An 18,219-nucleotide genomic window follows, 5' to 3' on the forward strand; every position below is an offset into this window, starting at 1 on the left:
CAGAGTTACGTGGTAACACTGAGATCGCAATGAAATATCAACAACTGGAAAATCTCGAAAGCGGCTGGAAATGGAAGTACCTGGTCAAAAAGCACCGTGAAGGGGAACTGATCACCTGCTACATCGAAGCCAGCGCTGCACAAGAAGCCGTGGATATTTTGCTGACCCTCGAAAATGAACCGGTACAGGTTAACGGCTGGATTGAGAAACACATCAATCCTGCCTTGTTAAACCGGATGAAGCAAACTATCCGTGCGCGACGCAAACGGCATTTTAATGCTGAGCATCAGCACACGCGCAAAAAATCAATCGACCTGGAATTTGTTGTCTGGCAGCGCCTGGCCGGGCTGGCACAACGTCGGGGCAAAACGCTGTCGGAAACCATCGTGCAGCTGATTGAGGATGCAGAACATAAAGAGAAATACGCCAACCAGATGTCGACACTGAAGAACGACCTTCAGGCGCTGTTGGGTAAAAAGTAGATTTTTTACTTTTCTTCAGACAATAAAAAACCCCGCATTGCGGGGTTTTTTTATAAGACGATAACTTATGCCGCTGGCTGAGTTACAACGTCTTTGATGCCTTTAACTTCGATCTCTACGCGACGATCTGGAGCCAGGCAGTCGATCAGTGCAGCGCGAGCTTTCACGTTGTCACAGGTGTTGCCAGTAACTGGGTTAGATTCGCCCATACCACGTGGGGAGATCTTGTTAGCTGGGATACCTTTAGAGATCAGGTAATCAACAACAGACTGAGCACGTTTCTCAGACAGTTTCTGGTTGTAAGCGTCAGAACCGATACGGTCGGTGAAGCCCAGAACCACTACAGAACCGTCTTTAGGATCCAGGTTGCTCAGCTGGGTGTACAGCTGATCCAGTGCCTGCTGGCCTTCTGGTTTCAGAGTCGCTTTGTTGAAGTTGAACAGAACGTCAGACTTCAGAGTGAAGTGCTTGGTCTGTACTTCTGGAGCTGGAGCCGGCGCTGGAGCAACAACTGGTGCTGCTTCTTCCTGCTGGCCGAAACGGTAGGAAACACCTACGCTCAGCATGCCGTTGTCTGGACGAACACCAACGGTGTTGCCGTCGCCGATGTTGTTAACCCACTGGTATTCCAGACGGGTAGCGATGTCACGGGTCATAGCCCACTCAACGCCACCAGCGAATACTGGGGAAACACCGGTGTCATGGTCGTCGCCAGCGATGCTGTTGCTGGAGTCAGCGCGCCATACCATGCCGCCCAGACGGGTGTACACGTCCAGATCGTCAGTTACTGGGTAACCCAGTTTAGCGGTCAGCTGAACGCCCTGTGCTTTGAAAGCGCCGTTTACGGTGTCGCCTTTGTATGGCATACGACCTAACCAGTCGTAACCCATTTCAAAACCAACATACGGGTTAACCTGATAGCCACCGAACGCACCTGCACCAAGCTGGCTCTCGTGAGTTGGGCCATCATTGTTCAGGCTGCTGTTGTACCAGCCAGTGTCGTGGAACTGAGACCAGCCCAGTTTACCACCTGCATACCAGGTATTATCTTTCGGAGCGGCCTGCGCTACGGTAGCGAAGCCAGCCAGTGCCACTGCAATCGCGATAGCTGTCTTTTTCATTTTTTGCGCCTCGTTATCATCCAAAATTCGCCATGAAAGTCTCAAGAGAGAATCACGGTTAAATCCTTCACCGGGGGGCGTGGTCAAATATAAATCTACCGATATCTTCGGCTTAGGCCGAGCACCCCTGGCGATGTAAAGTCTACAACGTAGCTGAAAACTTACAAGTGTGAAGTCCGTCAGGCATATGAAAAAAAAAGTTCCGTATACCGATTATTTAACATTTTTCGAACGAATTTTGTGCAATAAAATGAAGGAGAACCGCACCAGACAAGCCTTGCCGCAATTTTGAGGTCGGGAACTAAAACCTCATCTTGCGGTCAAAAAAAATTCCAGGAAAAATCTTAATTTCACTCAATGATACAAATTTGAGTGAATTTTTAGCCCAGAAAGTTGTCCTCTGCGGTAAGAATCCGATCGAACCGGACGCATAATGAACCCGATCGCATTCCCTTCTTCAGCAGCTTCAGTCAGGCGGAAATGTTCCTCTTCCGTCAACTCTTCCGGTAACCAGCCAATCACCACGCTGTAATTCCCTGTGCGTAACGCGCGGATCATCGACTCAACGGTATCGCAAGGCGAGAGCTGATTAATCTGCATGACCTTGGTCAGCGGCAGGCCAGCGGACTGAACCCACTCGCGGCTCAGCTTTTGCTGTGGCGTGAGCCAAAGCTGCCAGCGCGATTGCTGACCGAGTTGTTGTAATAACGGCAGTAGCAGAAGTTGCGTTAACAAGGGCTGGTCTTCACGATAAACCACTTCACTGATAAGCCCTGTGGAAACACGCTCGACGGAATTCTGCGCGACATTGCCTGCGGCAGAAGAGAGAGAGATTGCGCGATTTGCATAGCCTGAAGTGTGCATATTCATTCCAGCCCTGTAGTTACTGTATGGATATACAGTAACCCCTGTATGCCCAAAGATCAACCTCATTTTCGGAAAGCGACTCGCAAAATTCATTCAATCTTGATGCCCCTCGAAAAATCATCTTGCTCAACGACGATAAGTTGCCTATTTTCCTGCTAACGGATCCGCTAGTAAGAAATTTTGTTGTTAGTCTATGATTCTGAAGGGAAATATCATGAAAAAGATATCTTATGAACGGATTTATAAATCCCAGGAATACCTGTCCCCGTTGGGCGAGATTCATCATCGCGCGCTGTTTGGCGGCTACACCCTGGCGGTGGATGATGCGGTCTTTGCAATGGTGTCCGATGGCGAACTTTATCTTCGTGCGTGTGAGGAGAGTGCAAAATACTGTGTAAAAAACGCCTCCTCCTTTTTGACGTTGATGAAGCGAGGCAGACCGGTGCTGCTCAACTATTATCGTGTGGATGACGGATTATGGCAGGACAGGGAGCGGTTGCTTCAGCTCTCCTCGTTTGCGCTCAGTGCGGCAAGGAAAGAGCGCTACCAGCGTCATCAACGAAACCGTCTTAAGGATCTGCCGAACCTGACCTTTCAGCTTGAAGTCTTGCTCTTTGAAGCCGGTATCACCAATGAAGAAACGCTGCGGGCGCTGGGCGCCAGAGCGAGTTGGCTGAAGATGCGGGCTAAGAATAAAGCACTCAGTATTAAAGTTCTCTTTGCGCTGGAAGGGGCTATCGAAGGGCTGCATGAGGCGGCACTCCCGGCAGGCATCCGCCGGGAGCTGACGGAGTGGTTTAATGCGCTGCCTGAGCCACAGGAGAGTCGTTCCTCCAGGTAGCGATGTGCTGTTGCAGCCGGCAAATTTCAGGCAGCAGAGCGATAAGCAGGCCTATCTGCTGAAGAACCAGCGGCGCTTTGCTGTCGTTTCCCGGGTCAAGGTGCGCAATGCGTTGAGCCAGTTCATCCAGAGCCTGTTGCACACGCGGTTCATCGGCTGGGCGGTGATGCAGTGCATCATCGACATAGCAGACGGCGTCATCAAGGAGGTTGAGAATTCCCGGGTTGGTGAGCTTCTCACGGTGGGCCCCCAGCGTCGAAATATAGCTGGTGAACGTATGGTTAAGGCAAAGCAGGCGAAACGCGGTTTCACGAATCTCTGCCGTGGCGCGCGGCTCCGTTGACATGTTAGACACAACGGAGGCCAGTTCAGCATCACTGTTATGCGCGTCGCGACGTGCTATCCGGTAAGCCAGACGGTTATCGCGGCCCTGGTGATACTGCTCCAGAATAGCGTCAAGGTAACGACAGTTGGCATTCATCGCCCTGTCTACCACGCGCGGCAAATTGCGAAAACGCCAGTCCGGCCAGATAAAGCTGACCGCGGCCCAGGCGATCGCGCAGCCAATCAGCGTATCAATCACGCGGGGCAGGGCGACTTCAAACCCTTCACCCAACAGATTAAAGCAGAGCAGCACCAGCAGCGTGATGAACATGGTGGCATGGGCATACTGCACGTTGCGAAACGCGAAAAACAGCACGCCGGTGATCACGATCAGAATCAGCTGCCCTTCGACGGAAGGCACGAAATAGAGCACCGGCAGGCCGATTGCGACGCCGACCAGCGTGCCGATAATGCGCAGCGCAAGACGGTGCCGGGTGGCGTTATAGTTCGGCTGACAGACGAACAGGCTGGTCAGCAGGATCCAGTAGCCATGATGCAGCCCGGTTATCTGGATAAAGGCATACCCCACGCACAGCACCAGCGACATTCTCACCGCGTGGCGGAAGAGAGCCGACTCCGGGGTAAAGTTGCGGCTCAGGCGAAGCCACATATCGCTAAAACTGTGCACGCTGTCATCAGCAAGCTGATTGTCCACTTCACTGCCCGGAAGCGCCATCGCCTGCTCGGACTCAATGGTCGCCAGCTGTGCGTCAATCGCCCGCAGGTTGTTCAGCAGAAAGCCCAGCGCTTTGATGTGTTCCGGTGACGTTCCGCTGGCCTGAACGCGGTCGAGCGCCGCGTCAAGATGGCTGAAAACGCGTTCAAAACGTGGGTCATGCTGATAGGGCGTGCGCAGCAGAATGGAGCGCGAGAGCTGCTGGCACGCCTGGGACTGCATGGACAGCAGGCGCTGGAAGCGGAACATCACGTCGCTATAGCGGAACTTCTCGCGCAGGGCGGCATATTGAACATGCGAGGAGCTGGCGCGTTCATGAATGTCCTGAGCGGCAAAATAGTAGTGTAAGGTTCTTCGCGTTCCGCGCTGACCGCGATCGCCGCGCAGACGGGTCAGCAGAGAGGCTTTTGTCTGGTTGAGGGTGGCAACCAGCAGGCCATTAGCCAGCGCCAGATCGTAGAGCGGCGCCTGGCTTTCTTCCTCGATATCCGGGTCGAAAAGCCGGGATTTCAGTTCCAGATAGTGGGCTAGCTGCTCAAAGCTGCGGGCAAGGTTGTCCTGCAGAGGGCGAACCGGGAAGAGCAGATGACCGGTTAAGGTCAGCAGGTTATACCAGATGGCACCGAGCAACAGTAGAACCGGCTGCTGGTACCACTGGTCGTAGAGGGATGCGCCCAGCATGGTGTAGATGGCGATCAGCAGGGCGCCAAACGCGATAGTGGCATAGCGCTGCCCAAGGCCGCCCAGCAAAATAAACCCGCTGGTTGAGAGCGTCAGACCCAGGGCAAACAGCCAGGGCCAGGGGAAAAGTAACTCAACGGATGCTGATGCAATAAAAAAGCAGACGAGCGTGATGACCAGGTTACGTAAACGCCCGGCCAGACGATCGTCCAGGTCCGCCAGCGCCCCGGCCACGACGCCCAGCGTGAGTGGGATGGTGAGCTTGACATCATTCAGCCACCAGGGCAGGGCAACCGTGCCGCAAAGCGCGATAAATATCCTGACGTTATAAAGCCAGGTGCTGTTCCAGGTATAACGGCGAAGCAGTGGGCTTAGCATAAACGCGGCCAGTCCTTAGTTACTGAAAACGACGACGCGCATTGGCTTCACGCGCCGCCTGGGCCACTTCGACCGGAACAACCCTGCGCCCGACGGGCCAAAGGGCGATAGCGGCGATCTTAAAGTTCGCGATCCCCACCGGAATACCAATAATCGTGATGCACTGCGCAATCCCCGCAAAAATATGCATGATGCACAGCCACCAGCCGAAGAAAATCAGCCACAGAATGTTCAGCAGGGTTCCGCCCGTATTCATCAGGGCGTTTTTGTTCTCCGGATTCAGCTCGTCAACGTGGATGGCTTCATTCCCGTAGGGGACGAAGGAGAGTTTTGTGATTTCCCAGCAAGAGCGGGTCAGGGGGAGCGTAAAAATCAGGACGATGCTCACCAGCGTGGCAAAAAGCCAGGAAAGGGTGGTGGCAAAACCGCCCAGCACAAAATTCAACACATTCAGAACGGTACGCATAAACCCTCACTTCCTTTCGATAAAATTAACGCCCAATGATTGTAACGTTTTTTTAGGCTGGAGCACCTTAAAACTGGCAGTTACACTGTCAGGTAAATTATCTTTTCGTGGATTTGGCGGAACATGGAACTGAAAGCAACGTCGTTAGGCAAACGTCTGGCGCAACACCCATACGACCGGGTGGTTCTCCTTAATGCCGGGGTGAAAGTCTCCGGGGAACGCCACGAATACCTTATTCCGTTTAATCAGCTTCTGGCTATCCACTGCAAACGCGGGCTGGTGTGGGGCGAACTGGAGTTCGTACTGCCTGACGATAAAGTCGTGCGTCTTCACGGCACCGAGTGGGTAGAAACCCAGCGTTTTCATCATCACCTGAACGCGCTCTGGCAGCGGTGGAGTCAGGATATGAGCGTGATTGCCGCCGGGGTGCTTCAGAAGGTGCTGGACGATATCGCGCAAAGCAACGCGCAGCATTCTTGGCTCACCCGTCAGCAGACCGCCGGGCTACAGCAAAAAATCCGGCAGGCACTCTCGGCGCTGCCGATCTCCGTGACGCGTCTCGAGGAGTTTGACAACTGTCGCGACGCCTGGCGCCAGTGCCAGGCCTGGTTGAATGATAAGGATAAAAGTCGGCTCGCCCATAATCAGGCCTGGACGGACGCCATGCTCACCCAATACGCCGACTTTTTCAGTACGGTGGAGTCTTCTCCGCTCAACCCGGCCCAGGCGCGCGCGGTGGTTAACGGCGAGCAGTCGCTGCTGGTGCTGGCGGGGGCCGGTAGCGGTAAAACGTCGGTGCTGGTGGCCCGTGCCGGCTGGCTGCTGACCACCGGGGAAGCGGTCGCCGATCAAATTCTGCTTCTGGCCTTTGGTCGCAAGGCGGCCCAGGAGATGGACGAACGGATCCAGGAACGTCTGCATACCCGGGATATCACGGCCAGAACCTTCCATGCCCTTGCCCTGCATATTATTCAGCAGGGCAGTAAAAAAGTGCCTGCTATCAGTAAGCTGGAAAACGATGCGCAGGCGCGTCAGGCGCTGTTTATCAAAACGTGGCGCCAGCAGTGCAGTGAGAAAAAGGCGCAGGCGAAAGGATGGCGTCAGTGGCTCGAGGAGGAACTCAACTGGGACGTGCCGGAAGGTAGCTTCTGGCAGGATGACAAACTGGCGCGTCGGCTGGGTTCACGGCTTGACCGCTGGGTCAGCCTGATGCGAATGCACGGCGGAACGCAGGCAGAGATGATTGAAAGCGCGCCGGAGGCGATCCGCGATTTGTTTTCGAAGCGGGTCAAGCTGATGGCACCGCTGCTGAAGGCCTGGAAAACCGCGCTGAAAGCGGAAAATGCCGTTGATTTCTCCGGCCTGATCCATCAGGCCATCATCATTCTTGAGAAGGGACGTTTTGTCAGCCCGTGGAAGCATATTCTGGTGGATGAGTTCCAGGACATCTCTCCGCAGCGTGCAGCGTTGCTCTCAGCGCTGCGGGCGCAAAATAAGCATACCTCTCTGTTTGCGGTGGGGGATGACTGGCAGGCCATCTATCGCTTCAGCGGGGCACAGCTTTCGCTGACGACCGCATTCCACCACTATTTTGGCGAAGGCGATCGCAGCGATCTGGACACGACCTACCGCTTCAATTCACGGATTGGTGAAATCGCCAACCGCTTTATCCAGCAGAACCCGCATCAGCTGGCAAAGCCGCTCAATAGCCTGCGGGCAGGGGATAAAAAAGCCGTGACCCTGCTGGCGGACGATCAGCTGGAACCGCTGCTGGACAAGCTCAGCGGCTATGCGAAGCCTGATGAGCGTATCCTGGTGCTGGCGCGCTACCATCACCTCAAACCCGAGGCGCTGGAAAAGGCGGCCACCCGCTGGCCGAAGCTGCAGCTTGAATTTATGACGATTCACGCCAGCAAAGGGCAGCAGGCCGACTATGTGATTGTCATGGGGTTGAAAGAGGGCAGCGACGGTTTCCCGGCTCCGGCCCGCGAGTCGGTCATGGAGCAGGCCTTGCTGCCGGTGCCGGAAGACTTCCCGGATGCCGAAGAGCGGCGTTTGCTGTATGTGGCCATGACTCGCGCGCGCCATCGCGTGTGGCTGCTGTTCAATAAAGAGGAGCCATCCGTGTTTGTCGATATTTTGAAGAGTATTGATGTGCCAGTGGCGCGAAAGCCTTAACGAAGACGGGCAAGGATGGGTAGGCCGGGTAAGGCGTAGCCGCCACCCGGCAAAAAAGCTACTTTAATCTCTCTGAAAGATAACGCTGATAGTCCGGAATAAGGATATCTACCGGCGAGTTAAACTGCGGCGATTCGATGATGAAATCCGCCGTCGAGAGGTTTGTCGCCACCGGAATATTCCACACCGTCGCCAGACGCAGCAGGGCTTTGACATCCGGGTCGTGCGGAACCGCGTTCAGCGGGTCCCAGAAGAAGATCAGCACATCAATCTTCCCTTCGGAGATCTGCGCGCCGACCTGCTGATCGCCACCCATCGGGCCGCTCAGCATGGCGTTCACCTCCAGACCCGTTTCGCGCTGGATCAGGTTACCGGTGGTGCCGGTTGCCGACAGGGCGTGCTTTTCCAGCAAAGACTGATTGCGGCGAACCCAGTTAAGCAGCATTTGTTTACAGTGATCGTGCGCCACCAGAGCAATGTGTTTGCGTTCCGGGAGCGTGCGTGTTGTCAGTTCCATAATCATATCCATCAGGTTAACTGCCTACACGATGACGGGAACCGTTTGACGCTGCAAGAGAAAGGCGTAAAAAATGTGGCTTATGATGAAGGTTGTTGTTTTGCCCACTGTAAAAATCGGGCCCGGGTATCGGCATCGGCCTGCTGGAACCAGAATTTAAGGCGTTGTTCCGTCAGGGTCTGGGACTGGGGAGGAATGACGTCCAGTTCTGAGACGCCGGAAAGCAGCGTACTGTCGTCAGCCATCATGGTGGCAAACTGGGGAAGCGACGCGCGTTTCCCCGCTTTGTTATAGGTCTGCGTCGCGGCCTCGTAGTCCGGACCTTTCGGTGAGGTTGTCAGTGCCAGAATATCCAGCTTCACCGGAATCGGCATCGCATCCCCGTCCAGCAGTTCAATGCGGGGTGAAGCGTCGAAGGCCGCCGATTCCTTCTCGGTTTCAAGACGAGGCAGGGTAATATTGACCTGACTGATTTGCCGGGTATTAAAGCTGACAATCAGCGGCGGGGAGATATACATCCTTTGCTCGTGATTCGCCAGACCGATCGATTTTTCCACCCGGAATACCAGCTGATGCGGCCCGTTATCCAGCTCGATGCTGTCCGCACCGCGCAATAAGGAACTGGAGACCTTTTTTCCGTCCAGTACCAGGAGATCAATATCGGTAGAGAGCCGGAGCGTGGTAGCAAAAACGCAGACCGGCATCACTAACGCAATCAGAGCAGTGGCAATACCGGTTTTCATAGAAGGCTCCCGTCAGAAATCCTGTCGCCGCATTAATGTATCTAAATTTTTCGAGAATCATGTTTACTAACATATAGACATATTTCGCCGTTTTGCCCTCATGCGTCGGTATGGGATGGATGGTTGAGATGTGCGGTTTGGCGTACACTTTTAAAAAAGCCAGGAGAAAAACCATGAAAGAGAACGATATTGCCGAGATTCTGACATCCACGCGTACCATTGCGCTGGTGGGCGCGAGCGATAAACCCGATCGTCCAAGCTATCGGGTGATGAAATACCTTCTCGATCAGGGCTACCACGTCATCCCGGTCTCGCCAAAAGTGGCGGGGAAAACCTTACTGGGCCAGCAGGGTTATGCCACGCTCGCTGACGTGCCGGAAAAAATTGATATGGTTGATGTCTTCCGAAACTCCGAGGCGGCGTGGGAAGTGGCGCAGGACGCTATCGCCGTCGGGGCGAAAACGCTGTGGATGCAGCTGGGCGTGATTAATGAGCAGGCTGCGGTGCTGGCGCGGGATGCGGGGTTAAAGGTCGTCATGGATCGCTGTCCGGCGATCGATATCCCCCGTCTGGGGCTGGCGAAGTAATAAAAAAAAGCCCGTTCATCGGGCTTTTTTTACACGCTTAGTTCCGCAGGCGCGGAGCCTGTAACTGTTTGCGGATAGTCTGAGCAAGTTCATCCATAGTGGGTTGTTCCGGATGCTCTTCCTGCAGTTCGCTGCTTAGCTGCGCTTCAGCAAGATAGGTGTGAACGGGTTGTCCATCATCCCCCTCCATCACCACATGGTACCAGGGCGCGGCGCGAAGCTCTGCGTTCACCGCCAGTTCGTCTGCTGACGGTTCATCAAGAGAATACTCCGGGTCGATATCCACGACCACACCCAAATACCCGAGCAAAGTGTGGCGGACCTGCTGGCCGATACCGAATTTGCTGGCAATCATAGTCACCTCCCGGGAAATACGACTTACACGTTATGTGCGGGCAATATTTCTCTTTTCAAGTTACATGACGCGACAGGCAAACCCTTTCAGATACAGTCCTTCCGGGTAGGTAGCAATCACGGGGTGATCGGCTGCCTGACGGAACTGCTCTATAAATTGTACATCACGGCCAGCATCTATTGCGGCATCGGCGATGATTTTCTGAAATAAATCTGTGGTCATCAGGCCGGAGCAGGAGAACGTGAGCAGAACTCCGCCCGGGTTCAGCAGCTGGATGGCCAGCATGTTGATATCTTTATACCCACGGCAGGCACCCATCAGCTGGCTTTTATTTTCCACAAACTTTGGCGGATCCATCACGATGACGTCGAACTTCTCGCCCTGGTCGCGGTATTTACGCAGCAGCTTGAAGACGTCGTCGCGTATAAATTCGGCTTTGCTCAGATCCAGTTTGTTCAGCTCGACGTTTTGTTTTGCCACGTCCAGCGCTTCCTGCGAGGTATCCACGCTGACCACCTGGGCACAGCCGCCCATCAGCGCCGAAACGGCGAAACCACCGGTGTAGGAGAAGCAGTTCAGCACGCGCTTGTCGGCAACGTACTGACGCGTAGCAAGGCGGCTGTCGCGCTGGTCAAGGTAGTAACCCGTTTTATGCCCGCCCTGAATATCTACCAGCAGCTTCATGCCGTGTTCTTCAATCGGCAGCAGGGCAGGCGGCAGCTCACCCGTGACCGGCCCCTGCGTCAGCTCCATGCCCTCTTTTTTGCGCACCGCCACGTCGCTGCGGTCGTAAATAGCACATTCCGGGAACAGGGTTTGCAGGGCGCTAATCAGCGCGGCACGCTGGTATTCCGCCCCGGCGCTCAGGAGCTGTAGCACCAGGAAGTTACCGAAGCGATCGATGGTCACGCCCGGCAGACCGTCGGACTCACCGGCAATCAGGCGGTAGCTGTCCAGCCCGTCGCGTTTTGCCAGCCACTCACGCCACTGCTGCGCCTGCTGCAGACGACGCACGAAGAAGTCGATGTCGATGGTTTCGTCTTTATCGAAGGTCCAGACGCGGGCACGGATCTGGGACGCTGGCGAGTAGGCGCCTCGCGCTAACCATTTCCCCTGGTGGTCCACGATATCAATGGTTTCACCGAGGTTGGCTTTGCCTTCCATACGGGCAACCGCGCCGGAAAAGACCCAGGGATGACGGCGCAGTAATGATTTCTCGCGCCCTTTGGCTAACACTAAACGTACACTCATAATTTGCTGTTCTGTCGATTTCAGGGAAATGGCGCGTAGAGTACCACATTCAGCAAGGCGCAATCATCTGCGGATGCCGTTGAGCGTTTCGGCACAAAATCAAATCGCTTAGGCACATTGGGGCATTGTTGCGTGCTTTATCTTAGGGTTTCCGGTTCAGCAAAGGAAATACCCATGAAAAAGCGTAGTGTCATCACAATAGCCGCTCTGACGGCAATGAGTTTTCAGGTTTTCGCAGCAACGCCTTTCAGCATGACCAGCCGGGATATTTCCGGCGACCGGCGGTTAGCGTCACCGCAGGTGTTTGAGGGATTTGGCTGCCATGGTGGGAATACCTCACCGCAGCTGGTGTGGACAAATCCGCCAGCCGGTACGAAAAGTTTTGCCATTACGGTCTATGACCCGGATGCGCCTACCGGCAGCGGCTGGTGGCACTGGACTGTAGCCAACATTCCCGCGAAGACAATGAGGCTGCCCGCTGGTGCCGGTAACCCAAATGGCGAAAAATTACCTGCTGGCGCTGTGCAGGGGCGTAATGATTTCGGTTATTCTGGATTCGGCGGCGCATGCCCCCCTGCCGGGGACAAGCCTCACCGCTATCAGATTACCGTCTGGGCGCTGGACGTGGATAAACTGCCCGTCGACAAAAATGCCAGCGGCGCGCTGGTCGGTTTTATGCTCAATAGTCACGTTCTGGCAAAGGCTCAGTTAACAGCAACCTACAGCAGATAAGGATGGCGGGGTGCAGGAGTTCCATTTTCGACATAAACATCTCACGGCGGGTGAAGTGAGTGCCAGCAAAATGCATCGCCTGCACCAGGTTAAGCTCTTTTTTCCGGCGATTTGCCATATCACTCACGGCAGTAAGGTGATTGTGCAGGACAATAACCGCCTGGTGGCAACCCGGGATGAGCTCATCATTATTCCTGCCAATACGGCGATGGAAATCATTAATCAGCCTGCAAACGGTCTGTTTCACTCGGACTTGCTGATGTTATCGCCGGAAATTGTTGCCGAGTTTAAAGCGCATTACCTGAAATCTTGGCCGCGCATGACGCTGCATTCGCTCTGCGCTCCGCTGAGCGAAGGGCTGGCATTTATGTGGGATAACCTGCTGCACGCCGTGCGTCAGGATTTACCGGAGGCGTTGCAAAAACATCAGGCCTTCGGTCTGTTGCTGGCATTGCTGCATGACGGCGTGGCAGGTCCGCTGCTTATTGAGCGAAACAATAACCTGACCGAGCAGGTGCGACAGTTCATCATGCTGTCGCCCGCCAGAGCCTGGACCGCGCAGGATGTCGCCAGCCGTCTCGCATTAAGCGTGCCGACGCTGCGCAGGCGGTTACGCGAGGAGTCACAGAGTTTTCGCCAGATTGTGGAGGAGGTGAGGATGGGCATTGCGCTGTCACAGTTACAGTCAACCCGATTACCGATCGGCGAAATCGCATTACAATGTGGGTATCTGTCCAGCTCTCGTTTCACCGCCCGTTTTCGGCAACACTACGGCTGTTTGCCGAAAACGCTACGTTAAGGAGAAGAAGAATGTCAAAAGTCTGCACTATTGCCTGGGTTCACGGCGTCGTTCAGGGCGTCGGGTTCCGCTACAGCACTCAGCGCGAGGCCGTTCAGCTTGGGCTAACGGGATACGCGCGCAACATGGATGACGGCAGCGTTGAGGTGGTCGCCTGCGGCGAAGCGGAGCAGGTCGACAAGCTGGTGGCGTGGCTAAAGGCGGGCGGGCCGCGCAGCGCGCGGGTTGATAAGGTACTAACGGAACCGCATCAACCCGGCCGGGAGTACGTTAACTTCGGTATTCGCTACTAAATGCACTTCACCGGTTTAGGCAGGCCGGCAATTTTGGTGGCCTGTTTTGCCGGGCCTTTCGGGAACAGACGATAGAGATAGCGGCTGTTGCCTTTCTCTTCACCGAACTTATTGGCCATCGCCTTGACCAGCATGCGGATGGCCGGAGAGGTGTTGAATTCAAGGTAGAACTCGCGGACAAAACGCACCACTTCCCAGTGTTCGGGGGAGAGGGTAATGCCTTCGTTTTCCGCAATTTTCTCCGCCAGCGGTTCGCTCCAGAGCGTCGTATCTTTCAGATAGCCTTCGCTATCGGTCTCAATTTCCTGGCCTGCAAAAATGAACATAATCTTCTGTCGTAGGTGAAAAATCGGCGACAGTGTAGCAAAAAAGCGGGCTCAGGATAAACCGTGACCTACAGGAGCAGCTGAAGCAGGTTGTTGGCATTGAGCTTCTTCAGCGCGTTGCATTTATGGGTTGAAACCTGTTTCTCCGACATGTGCGTCACGATGGCAATGTGGCGGACCGGCAACCCGGTCAGCATCAGATCGAGCACGTTGAATTCAGGAACGGTCAGGCAACAGTCCAGGCTTCGAACGCGACGCGGCTCTTTTGCCAGCAAATACGCCGCATCGGCAACGGCGATCCGGTCGTCGATGATATAAAGCGTTAGCGTACTGAAACGCTTGCGTAAATGCGTCGCCAGCGCCCACCCCTTTTCGTTGCAGACCAGATAAAGGCTGCCTTTCCAGCGGGCGGCTTCCAGCCTGAGCAAAATGTTGATCAGCGCCTGATGCGTCGCCGCCACGGAAAAACGGCAGCGGACAACGACCACGCGGCGGGTAAGCAGCGTTGGCTGCCATTGTACGGTATCGCTTATGACCTCTGGCTGGACGCCCCGACGCAGCAGCGCATAGCGCAACCCTTCGGCGTAAAATCGATTATTGTCGAGAATGGCGTAACTCACGGTGACCTCGTTATAACGTGCTGGGCGTATAGATAACGCGCAGCGTGCCGGTATAGTCGCCCGCGTTTTTGCTGCTGGCGGCAAACGCGGGCGTTTTCAGGATAATCGGCGCAGGAATGCACAGTACGCTCTCGCGTCCGCCCGGCAGCACGACCTGACGCAGATACTGCGGATCGTTCGTGCCCTGCCAGACCACGGTTTTACCGTTCGCGACCGTTTCGGTTGCGCCTGTGATGGGATTAGTGACGGAGACCCGATAATCGAGACGATCCCGCGCGTCGGTCTGGCTTCCACCGCGCCGCCTGATAGAAAACGCCCCTTCGGCACGTCCCTCTGAGGGAAGCCCGTCATCCTCAAAGCGCAGATAGGCGCGGGTGCTGGTGCTGTTTTTGCCGTCGTACAGGCACATATCCAGCGTGTTTTCCCCCTTAATCTCGCTGCCCCCGGGGCGCCCCGGGAAGTTGGTCAGGTTGAGGTTAACGATGGGCGTGGAGTGCGGAAAGGCCGGCAGATAAATCTGCTGGTTCCCCGGGTCGACCACCTCAATGCGAATATTGGCCTGCCATTTGGCGATGGTGAGATAGCCAGGACAGCCGACATTCACGTCATTGAAGTTCCCGCCGCAGTCGGCGCTTCCCCACTGGCGCAGGTTCTGCTTCAGCGTGGCGGTCCAGATCCCCGGTAGGGCGAGCTTATCCAGTTCGCTTTTCACGATATAGAAATCGAAGTAGGGCTCTCTGTTCCACGCCGGGAGGTCGACCGTTCCTCCGGTCACGAAGCTGGCGAAAATAAACACTCTGTTGTTGATAAACATGTAGTGATCGCCATACACCTTGATATCCACCGTCTTGCTGGTGAGGGCATGCGTAAAACGCAAGTTGATGGCATAAGGCGCGGCCGGGTTCGCCGAGAACCAGACCGGGGCGTTCATGCAGGCGCCGTTCGTGGTGTCAGTCCGGGACTCACAGGTCAGGGTGTTGCGTCCCCATTTTTGCGGATCGGCGGGGTCATAACCGCCCGATTCATGAAACCAGATGTCAAAACGCGCAGGCGGTGCCATACGATCGAAGCTGATCCCAACGCTGGAGTTTCGTCCCGCGGGGGCGCCCGCCAGCGCCTGGCCAGCCCACAGGCTTAACAGCAGTAAAATAAAGAGGCATTTAATCACATCATTTCCCTTTAGTGAGGCTATCGGTATTCATGGCTGTCGGGCCAGCAGGGACCGACCGTCCGGCCAGCATCAGCTGTGCCTGCTGCTGGACGGCATCCGGCAGGGCGGAGAAAGTTAATTCCTTACAGGGAATCGAACCGACGTAACGCACGACGTCGCGCATACTCTTCACGTTCAGCGCACACTGATAAAATTGCTGCTGACGCACCAGGTAGAGGTTATGCAGCAGGGCGTCGCTTTGCGCGCTAAACCCGCCGTTGCCAAGGTCGCTCCAGCCGTTCACGTTCAGCGGCACGCCGCCGATAAACGGCGAATGGTGCTCGTCGGTTAACTGGCCAAGCCAGGTGTAGCTTGCGGTCGTTTGCACGTCCCGGCGCAGCAGTTTGCCTGGCACCATAAACAGCGTTCTGCTGCCTGACCCTTGCGTGATTTCACTGCTGGCTCCCCGGGAGACGTCCAGCGATTCGTTAATCGTCAACGTCGTCTGCTGATAGCCCGGTACCGCGAAAAGCGCGCGGCTGTTGCCCGGAATGTCTGCGCTGCCGCCGTTATCCAGCGACACGGCGACGCGCGGATCCTGAGCATCTTCCGGCGTCGCCACGTTCACCGCGACGGCGGAAGCAGGGCGACCGTCGCTCCAGCGGCCCAGCCACAGGCCAGAACGGGACAGCGCGAGCGTTGAGCTGTAGTTGCCGCTGCTGCTCAGCGTATGGCGGCGGTCCTGACGATCCCAGGCGTCGCTGACCGTCAGGCTTCCGTTGCCAAATCGTCCGCCCTGGCGCGTATAGGCTGAGGTATTCAGCGAGTCGCTGTTAATGCCCGACGCGCTGAGGCCATACTCATTTTCACCTCGGGCATCGGCATACCAGTTATGCGCCACGCTGTAGCTCAGCTGGTTTTTTTCACGCTGCTGGTGCTGCCATGTCGCGCCCAGAGAGGTGTAGCTTGACGCATCACCCTGACGGTTATGCGCCATGGACAGGCTCACGCTCAGGTAGCCGCCTTTATCCCTGCCGTCGCGGGCGTCATCGTTACGCATGAAGAGGTTAATGCTGCTGTTAATGTTCAGGCCATGGGTGCTGAAGGCATTGCTCAGGCCAGCCTGCCAGGCCCGCGTGCGCGAGCGGGTCATATAGACCGATTCCCACGGCAGACCCGCATCGTGGCGATCGTCACTGTCCGGCAGCTCCCGGCGTGAAACGTACCGGCCTTCGTTGCGGTTATCCGAATACCCCAGGCTTGCATACCAGGCGCCGACCGGGACGGAGAACATCACCGAGAGGGTGCGATAACAGCCATTCACGGCGTCAAATCCCGCGCTTTGGGTGTTGCAGTTTTCAGCGGATAACGCGTTGCGATAGACGCTCAAAGAAAAACCGTCGTTGTAGCTGATTTGCTGAATATTGCCGCGCTGGCCTTCGCTGCCGTAGAGGTAGCTAAACCGGGTACTCAGCACGCCATCGATCGGGCCCGCGTTGAAGCCCCGGCTCCAGTCGATCGCGTTTTCCAGAAAACGCTGGTTTTTCTTGAACGTTGCCCCGCTGGTCAGCGCCAGCGTCGGGGTCACGGGCAGACGAACGCCCGCCTGCGCAACCGCGCGGCGTTCTTCGTTTTGATCGCTGTTGTCGGTTTCGCCCGCCTGCAGGAACCACTCGACGCGGTCAAATGGCGTAATGCCGGTTCGGGTAAACGGCACCTGCTCGGTGCGCGTCAACCGGTTATTTTCATAGATGGAGAGCGTCACGGTGTAGCTCCCGTCCGGGAACGAACGCGTGTCCAGGGTTTGCGCCCCGGCATTCAGATAGAAGCTCGCCAGCAGCTGATTTCCCCGGCGGGCATCGATACGCGCGTCATGGGAAAGCAGCACGGTAACTGGGGTTCCCTTCGACTGCTGAACCGGGTTCATCCATGCTCGTGTTGAACCCGTGCGCAGGCCGAGAATTTTGCCCAGCGGCAGCTGGCTGAGGTTGATATTTCCGCCAGCGTTACTGAACAGATCGCGGGTATCCATCTCACCTAACTGGACATAGTACTGACGCAGGATATCCTGGCGGAACCAGGCGTTGTTGACGGTGACCTCCTGCTGCTGCTGGTGCCGTGAACGCTGCCCCAGCCAGGTCCAGTCGAGATTCACATAGCCGTCCTGGGTGAGCGCCAGCGCGCCGTTGCCCTGCACGGTTGCCGACTGATAATCCCTGTCGGCAACGAAGTTAATGTTCTGCTGATGGATCAGCGCATTTTCGGTGCCCTGAGTGGGCTGATACCATTGATTCTCTGCTGTCTGCTTAGGCAGATATTTCTTGTCCAGGAACAGGTTAATGCGGGCGTTATTCTCGTCATAAATAATGGCCGCGCGGTCGGTATTGATGTAATCACAGCCCGTTGCGGAGCCGTTGCTGCTGCAGGCCAGGTTGCCGTTACGGGCAAGCGGAACGGCCAGCGCGGCAGACACGGTGGCAACGAGGGATGGGTCGTCATTAAACCGGCGTTTGATGGCCGCTACCACGGTTTCAGGTGCGACAAAGCTGACCGTTTCAAGGGTGATATCCGTTTCAAAAAGGCCAAGCGCCTCGCCGTAGAGGTTCACCTCTGTCCACAGGCGCTGCGTCTTCGCCAGGTCTTCAAAACCTGGCGGGACGGCCATCCCTGCGCAGGCGAGTTGGATGGAAGCGGGTAACAAAGCAACAAAGAGGAGGGTATTTCTGTGAAACGCCATGAACGAGCCTCGACATCATCCTGACGTCAGAGGGT

General features: G+C 55.9%; 19 protein-coding genes. 7 read left to right on the forward strand and 12 right to left on the reverse strand.

Going from position 1 to position 18,219, the window contains the following annotated elements; translation table 11 throughout:
- The first annotated feature begins 29 nt into the window (after positions 1 to 29).
- Positions 30 to 482: a macrodomain Ter protein MatP gene (gene matP, locus F3J31_RS08485; protein ID WP_008499929.1), complete on the forward strand. Its 453-nt coding sequence runs from the start codon at positions 30 to 32 to the stop codon at positions 480 to 482.
- A 65-nt stretch (positions 483 to 547) separates the two neighbouring features.
- On the opposite strand, the gene ompA is transcribed toward matP, so the two are convergent.
- Together ompA and sulA are read right to left on the reverse strand one after the other, a co-directional pair.
- Complete coding sequence (ompA, locus tag F3J31_RS08490; protein ID WP_008499928.1) at positions 548 to 1,603, reverse strand: porin OmpA; 1,056 nt, start codon at positions 1,601 to 1,603, stop codon at positions 548 to 550.
- Positions 1,604 to 1,957: 354 nt separating this feature from the next.
- Positions 1,958 to 2,467, reverse strand: coding sequence for an SOS-induced cell division inhibitor SulA (gene sulA / locus F3J31_RS08495; RefSeq protein ID WP_032637628.1), 510 nt, complete (start codon positions 2,465 to 2,467; stop codon positions 1,958 to 1,960).
- 217 nt (positions 2,468 to 2,684) lie between these two features.
- Here sulA and F3J31_RS08500 point away from each other — a divergent pair, with 217 nt between their 5' ends.
- On the forward strand, positions 2,685 to 3,311 hold the full coding sequence (locus F3J31_RS08500) for a TfoX/Sxy family DNA transformation protein (RefSeq protein WP_023618860.1): 627 nt from the start codon (positions 2,685 to 2,687) through the stop codon (positions 3,309 to 3,311).
- Here the strand turns inward: F3J31_RS08500 and yccS are convergent.
- Both yccS and F3J31_RS08510 read right to left on the reverse strand, forming a co-directional pair.
- On the reverse strand, positions 3,268 to 5,430 hold the full coding sequence (yccS, locus tag F3J31_RS08505) for a YccS family putative transporter (RefSeq protein ID WP_167212498.1): 2,163 nt from the start codon (positions 5,428 to 5,430) through the stop codon (positions 3,268 to 3,270). The genes F3J31_RS08500 and yccS overlap by 44 nt on opposite strands.
- A 19-nt stretch (positions 5,431 to 5,449) precedes the next feature.
- Positions 5,450 to 5,896 (reverse strand): YccF domain-containing protein, encoded by a 447-nt coding sequence (locus F3J31_RS08510; RefSeq protein WP_023343701.1) that lies wholly within the window; start codon positions 5,894 to 5,896, stop codon positions 5,450 to 5,452.
- Positions 5,897 to 6,019: 123 nt separating this feature from the next.
- Here F3J31_RS08510 and helD point away from each other — a divergent pair, with 123 nt between their 5' ends.
- Positions 6,020 to 8,074 carry a DNA helicase IV gene (gene helD, locus F3J31_RS08515; RefSeq protein ID WP_167212501.1) on the forward strand — a complete coding sequence of 685 codons (2,055 nt, stop codon included), beginning with the start codon at positions 6,020 to 6,022 and terminating at the stop codon, positions 8,072 to 8,074.
- Between the two features lie 58 nt (positions 8,075 to 8,132).
- Here helD and mgsA read toward each other — a convergent pair whose 3' ends face one another.
- Both mgsA and F3J31_RS08525 read right to left on the reverse strand, forming a co-directional pair.
- Positions 8,133 to 8,591 (reverse strand): methylglyoxal synthase, encoded by a 459-nt coding sequence (gene mgsA, locus F3J31_RS08520; RefSeq protein ID WP_167212504.1) that lies wholly within the window; start codon positions 8,589 to 8,591, stop codon positions 8,133 to 8,135.
- Between the two features lie 80 nt (positions 8,592 to 8,671).
- The gene (locus F3J31_RS08525) at positions 8,672 to 9,334 is read right to left on the reverse strand and encodes a DUF2057 family protein (RefSeq protein WP_045908361.1); all 663 of its coding nucleotides are present in this window, start codon (positions 9,332 to 9,334) and stop codon (positions 8,672 to 8,674) included.
- A 173-nt stretch (positions 9,335 to 9,507) separates the two neighbouring features.
- On the opposite strand from F3J31_RS08525, the gene F3J31_RS08530 reads away from it, so the two are divergent.
- Entirely contained in the window at positions 9,508 to 9,921 is a 414-nt protein-coding gene (locus tag F3J31_RS08530) for a CoA-binding protein (protein WP_028012609.1), read from the forward strand.
- Between the two features lie 37 nt (positions 9,922 to 9,958).
- Here F3J31_RS08530 and hspQ read toward each other — a convergent pair whose 3' ends face one another.
- Positions 9,959 to 10,276: a heat shock protein HspQ gene (gene hspQ / locus F3J31_RS08535; RefSeq protein ID WP_008499919.1), complete on the reverse strand. Its 318-nt coding sequence runs from the start codon at positions 10,274 to 10,276 to the stop codon at positions 9,959 to 9,961.
- A gap of 60 nt (positions 10,277 to 10,336) precedes the next feature.
- Positions 10,337 to 11,527, reverse strand: coding sequence for a 23S rRNA (cytosine(1962)-C(5))-methyltransferase RlmI (rlmI, locus tag F3J31_RS08540; protein ID WP_167212507.1), 1,191 nt, complete (start codon positions 11,525 to 11,527; stop codon positions 10,337 to 10,339).
- A 174-nt stretch (positions 11,528 to 11,701) separates the two neighbouring features.
- Between rlmI and F3J31_RS08545 the strand changes: the two genes are divergently transcribed.
- The 3 genes from F3J31_RS08545 to yccX are packed head-to-tail and all read left to right on the forward strand — an operon-like array spanning position 11,702 to position 13,351.
- Positions 11,702 to 12,259: a kinase inhibitor gene (locus F3J31_RS08545; RefSeq protein ID WP_167212510.1), complete on the forward strand. Its 558-nt coding sequence runs from the start codon at positions 11,702 to 11,704 to the stop codon at positions 12,257 to 12,259.
- Positions 12,260 to 12,269: 10 nt separating this feature from the next.
- Positions 12,270 to 13,058 carry an AraC family transcriptional regulator gene (locus F3J31_RS08550; RefSeq protein WP_167212513.1) on the forward strand — a complete coding sequence of 263 codons (789 nt, stop codon included), beginning with the start codon at positions 12,270 to 12,272 and terminating at the stop codon, positions 13,056 to 13,058.
- 11 nt (positions 13,059 to 13,069) lie between these two features.
- On the forward strand, positions 13,070 to 13,351 hold the full coding sequence (yccX, locus tag F3J31_RS08555) for an acylphosphatase (RefSeq protein WP_023617863.1): 282 nt from the start codon (positions 13,070 to 13,072) through the stop codon (positions 13,349 to 13,351).
- On the opposite strand, the gene tusE is transcribed toward yccX, so the two are convergent.
- The 4 genes from tusE to F3J31_RS08575 form a co-directional block, all read right to left on the reverse strand.
- Entirely contained in the window at positions 13,348 to 13,677 is a 330-nt protein-coding gene (tusE, locus tag F3J31_RS08560) for a sulfurtransferase TusE (RefSeq protein WP_008499913.1), read from the reverse strand. The two genes, yccX and tusE, sit on opposite strands and share 4 nt — an antisense overlap.
- A 68-nt stretch (positions 13,678 to 13,745) precedes the next feature.
- Positions 13,746 to 14,297, reverse strand: coding sequence for a LuxR C-terminal-related transcriptional regulator (locus tag F3J31_RS08565; protein WP_047071952.1), 552 nt, complete (start codon positions 14,295 to 14,297; stop codon positions 13,746 to 13,748).
- A 10-nt stretch (positions 14,298 to 14,307) separates the two neighbouring features.
- Positions 14,308 to 15,465 carry a CfaE/CblD family pilus tip adhesin gene (locus F3J31_RS08570; protein WP_167212515.1) on the reverse strand — a complete coding sequence of 386 codons (1,158 nt, stop codon included), beginning with the start codon at positions 15,463 to 15,465 and terminating at the stop codon, positions 14,308 to 14,310.
- Between the two features lies 1 nt (position 15,466).
- Positions 15,467 to 18,184 (reverse strand): TcfC E-set like domain-containing protein, encoded by a 2,718-nt coding sequence (locus F3J31_RS08575; RefSeq protein WP_167212518.1) that lies wholly within the window; start codon positions 18,182 to 18,184, stop codon positions 15,467 to 15,469.
- Positions 18,185 to 18,219: the final 35 nt, after the last annotated feature.

The organism is Enterobacter sp. Acro-832, from assembly GCF_011752745.1.
Taxonomy (GTDB): Bacteria; Pseudomonadota; Gammaproteobacteria; order Enterobacterales; family Enterobacteriaceae; genus Enterobacter; species Enterobacter quasiroggenkampii.

Excerpts from the sequence above, each read along its gene's own strand:
- sulA (WP_032637628.1), bottom strand. The coding sequence starts at position 2,467 with ATGCACACTTCAGGCTATGCAAATCGCGCAATCTCTCTCTCTTCTGCC.
- matP (WP_008499929.1), top strand. The coding sequence starts at position 30 with ATGAAATATCAACAACTGGAAAATCTCGAAAGCGGCTGGAAATGGAAG.
- F3J31_RS08545 (WP_167212510.1), top strand. The coding sequence starts at position 11,702 with ATGAAAAAGCGTAGTGTCATCACAATAGCCGCTCTGACGGCAATGAGT.
- yccS (WP_167212498.1), bottom strand. The coding sequence starts at position 5,430 with ATGCTAAGCCCACTGCTTCGCCGTTATACCTGGAACAGCACCTGGCTT.
- F3J31_RS08525 (WP_045908361.1), bottom strand. The coding sequence starts at position 9,334 with ATGAAAACCGGTATTGCCACTGCTCTGATTGCGTTAGTGATGCCGGTC.
- mgsA (WP_167212504.1), bottom strand. The coding sequence starts at position 8,591 with ATGGAACTGACAACACGCACGCTCCCGGAACGCAAACACATTGCTCTG.
- F3J31_RS08530 (WP_028012609.1), top strand. The coding sequence starts at position 9,508 with ATGAAAGAGAACGATATTGCCGAGATTCTGACATCCACGCGTACCATT.
- rlmI (WP_167212507.1), bottom strand. The coding sequence starts at position 11,527 with ATGAGTGTACGTTTAGTGTTAGCCAAAGGGCGCGAGAAATCATTACTG.
- helD (WP_167212501.1), top strand. The coding sequence starts at position 6,020 with ATGGAACTGAAAGCAACGTCGTTAGGCAAACGTCTGGCGCAACACCCA.
- F3J31_RS08500 (WP_023618860.1), top strand. The coding sequence starts at position 2,685 with ATGAAAAAGATATCTTATGAACGGATTTATAAATCCCAGGAATACCTG.
- yccX (WP_023617863.1), top strand. The coding sequence starts at position 13,070 with ATGTCAAAAGTCTGCACTATTGCCTGGGTTCACGGCGTCGTTCAGGGC.
- tusE (WP_008499913.1), bottom strand. The coding sequence starts at position 13,677 with ATGTTCATTTTTGCAGGCCAGGAAATTGAGACCGATAGCGAAGGCTAT.
- hspQ (WP_008499919.1), bottom strand. The coding sequence starts at position 10,276 with ATGATTGCCAGCAAATTCGGTATCGGCCAGCAGGTCCGCCACACTTTG.
- F3J31_RS08510 (WP_023343701.1), bottom strand. The coding sequence starts at position 5,896 with ATGCGTACCGTTCTGAATGTGTTGAATTTTGTGCTGGGCGGTTTTGCC.
- ompA (WP_008499928.1), bottom strand. The coding sequence starts at position 1,603 with ATGAAAAAGACAGCTATCGCGATTGCAGTGGCACTGGCTGGCTTCGCT.
- F3J31_RS08575 (WP_167212518.1), bottom strand. The coding sequence starts at position 18,184 with ATGGCGTTTCACAGAAATACCCTCCTCTTTGTTGCTTTGTTACCCGCT.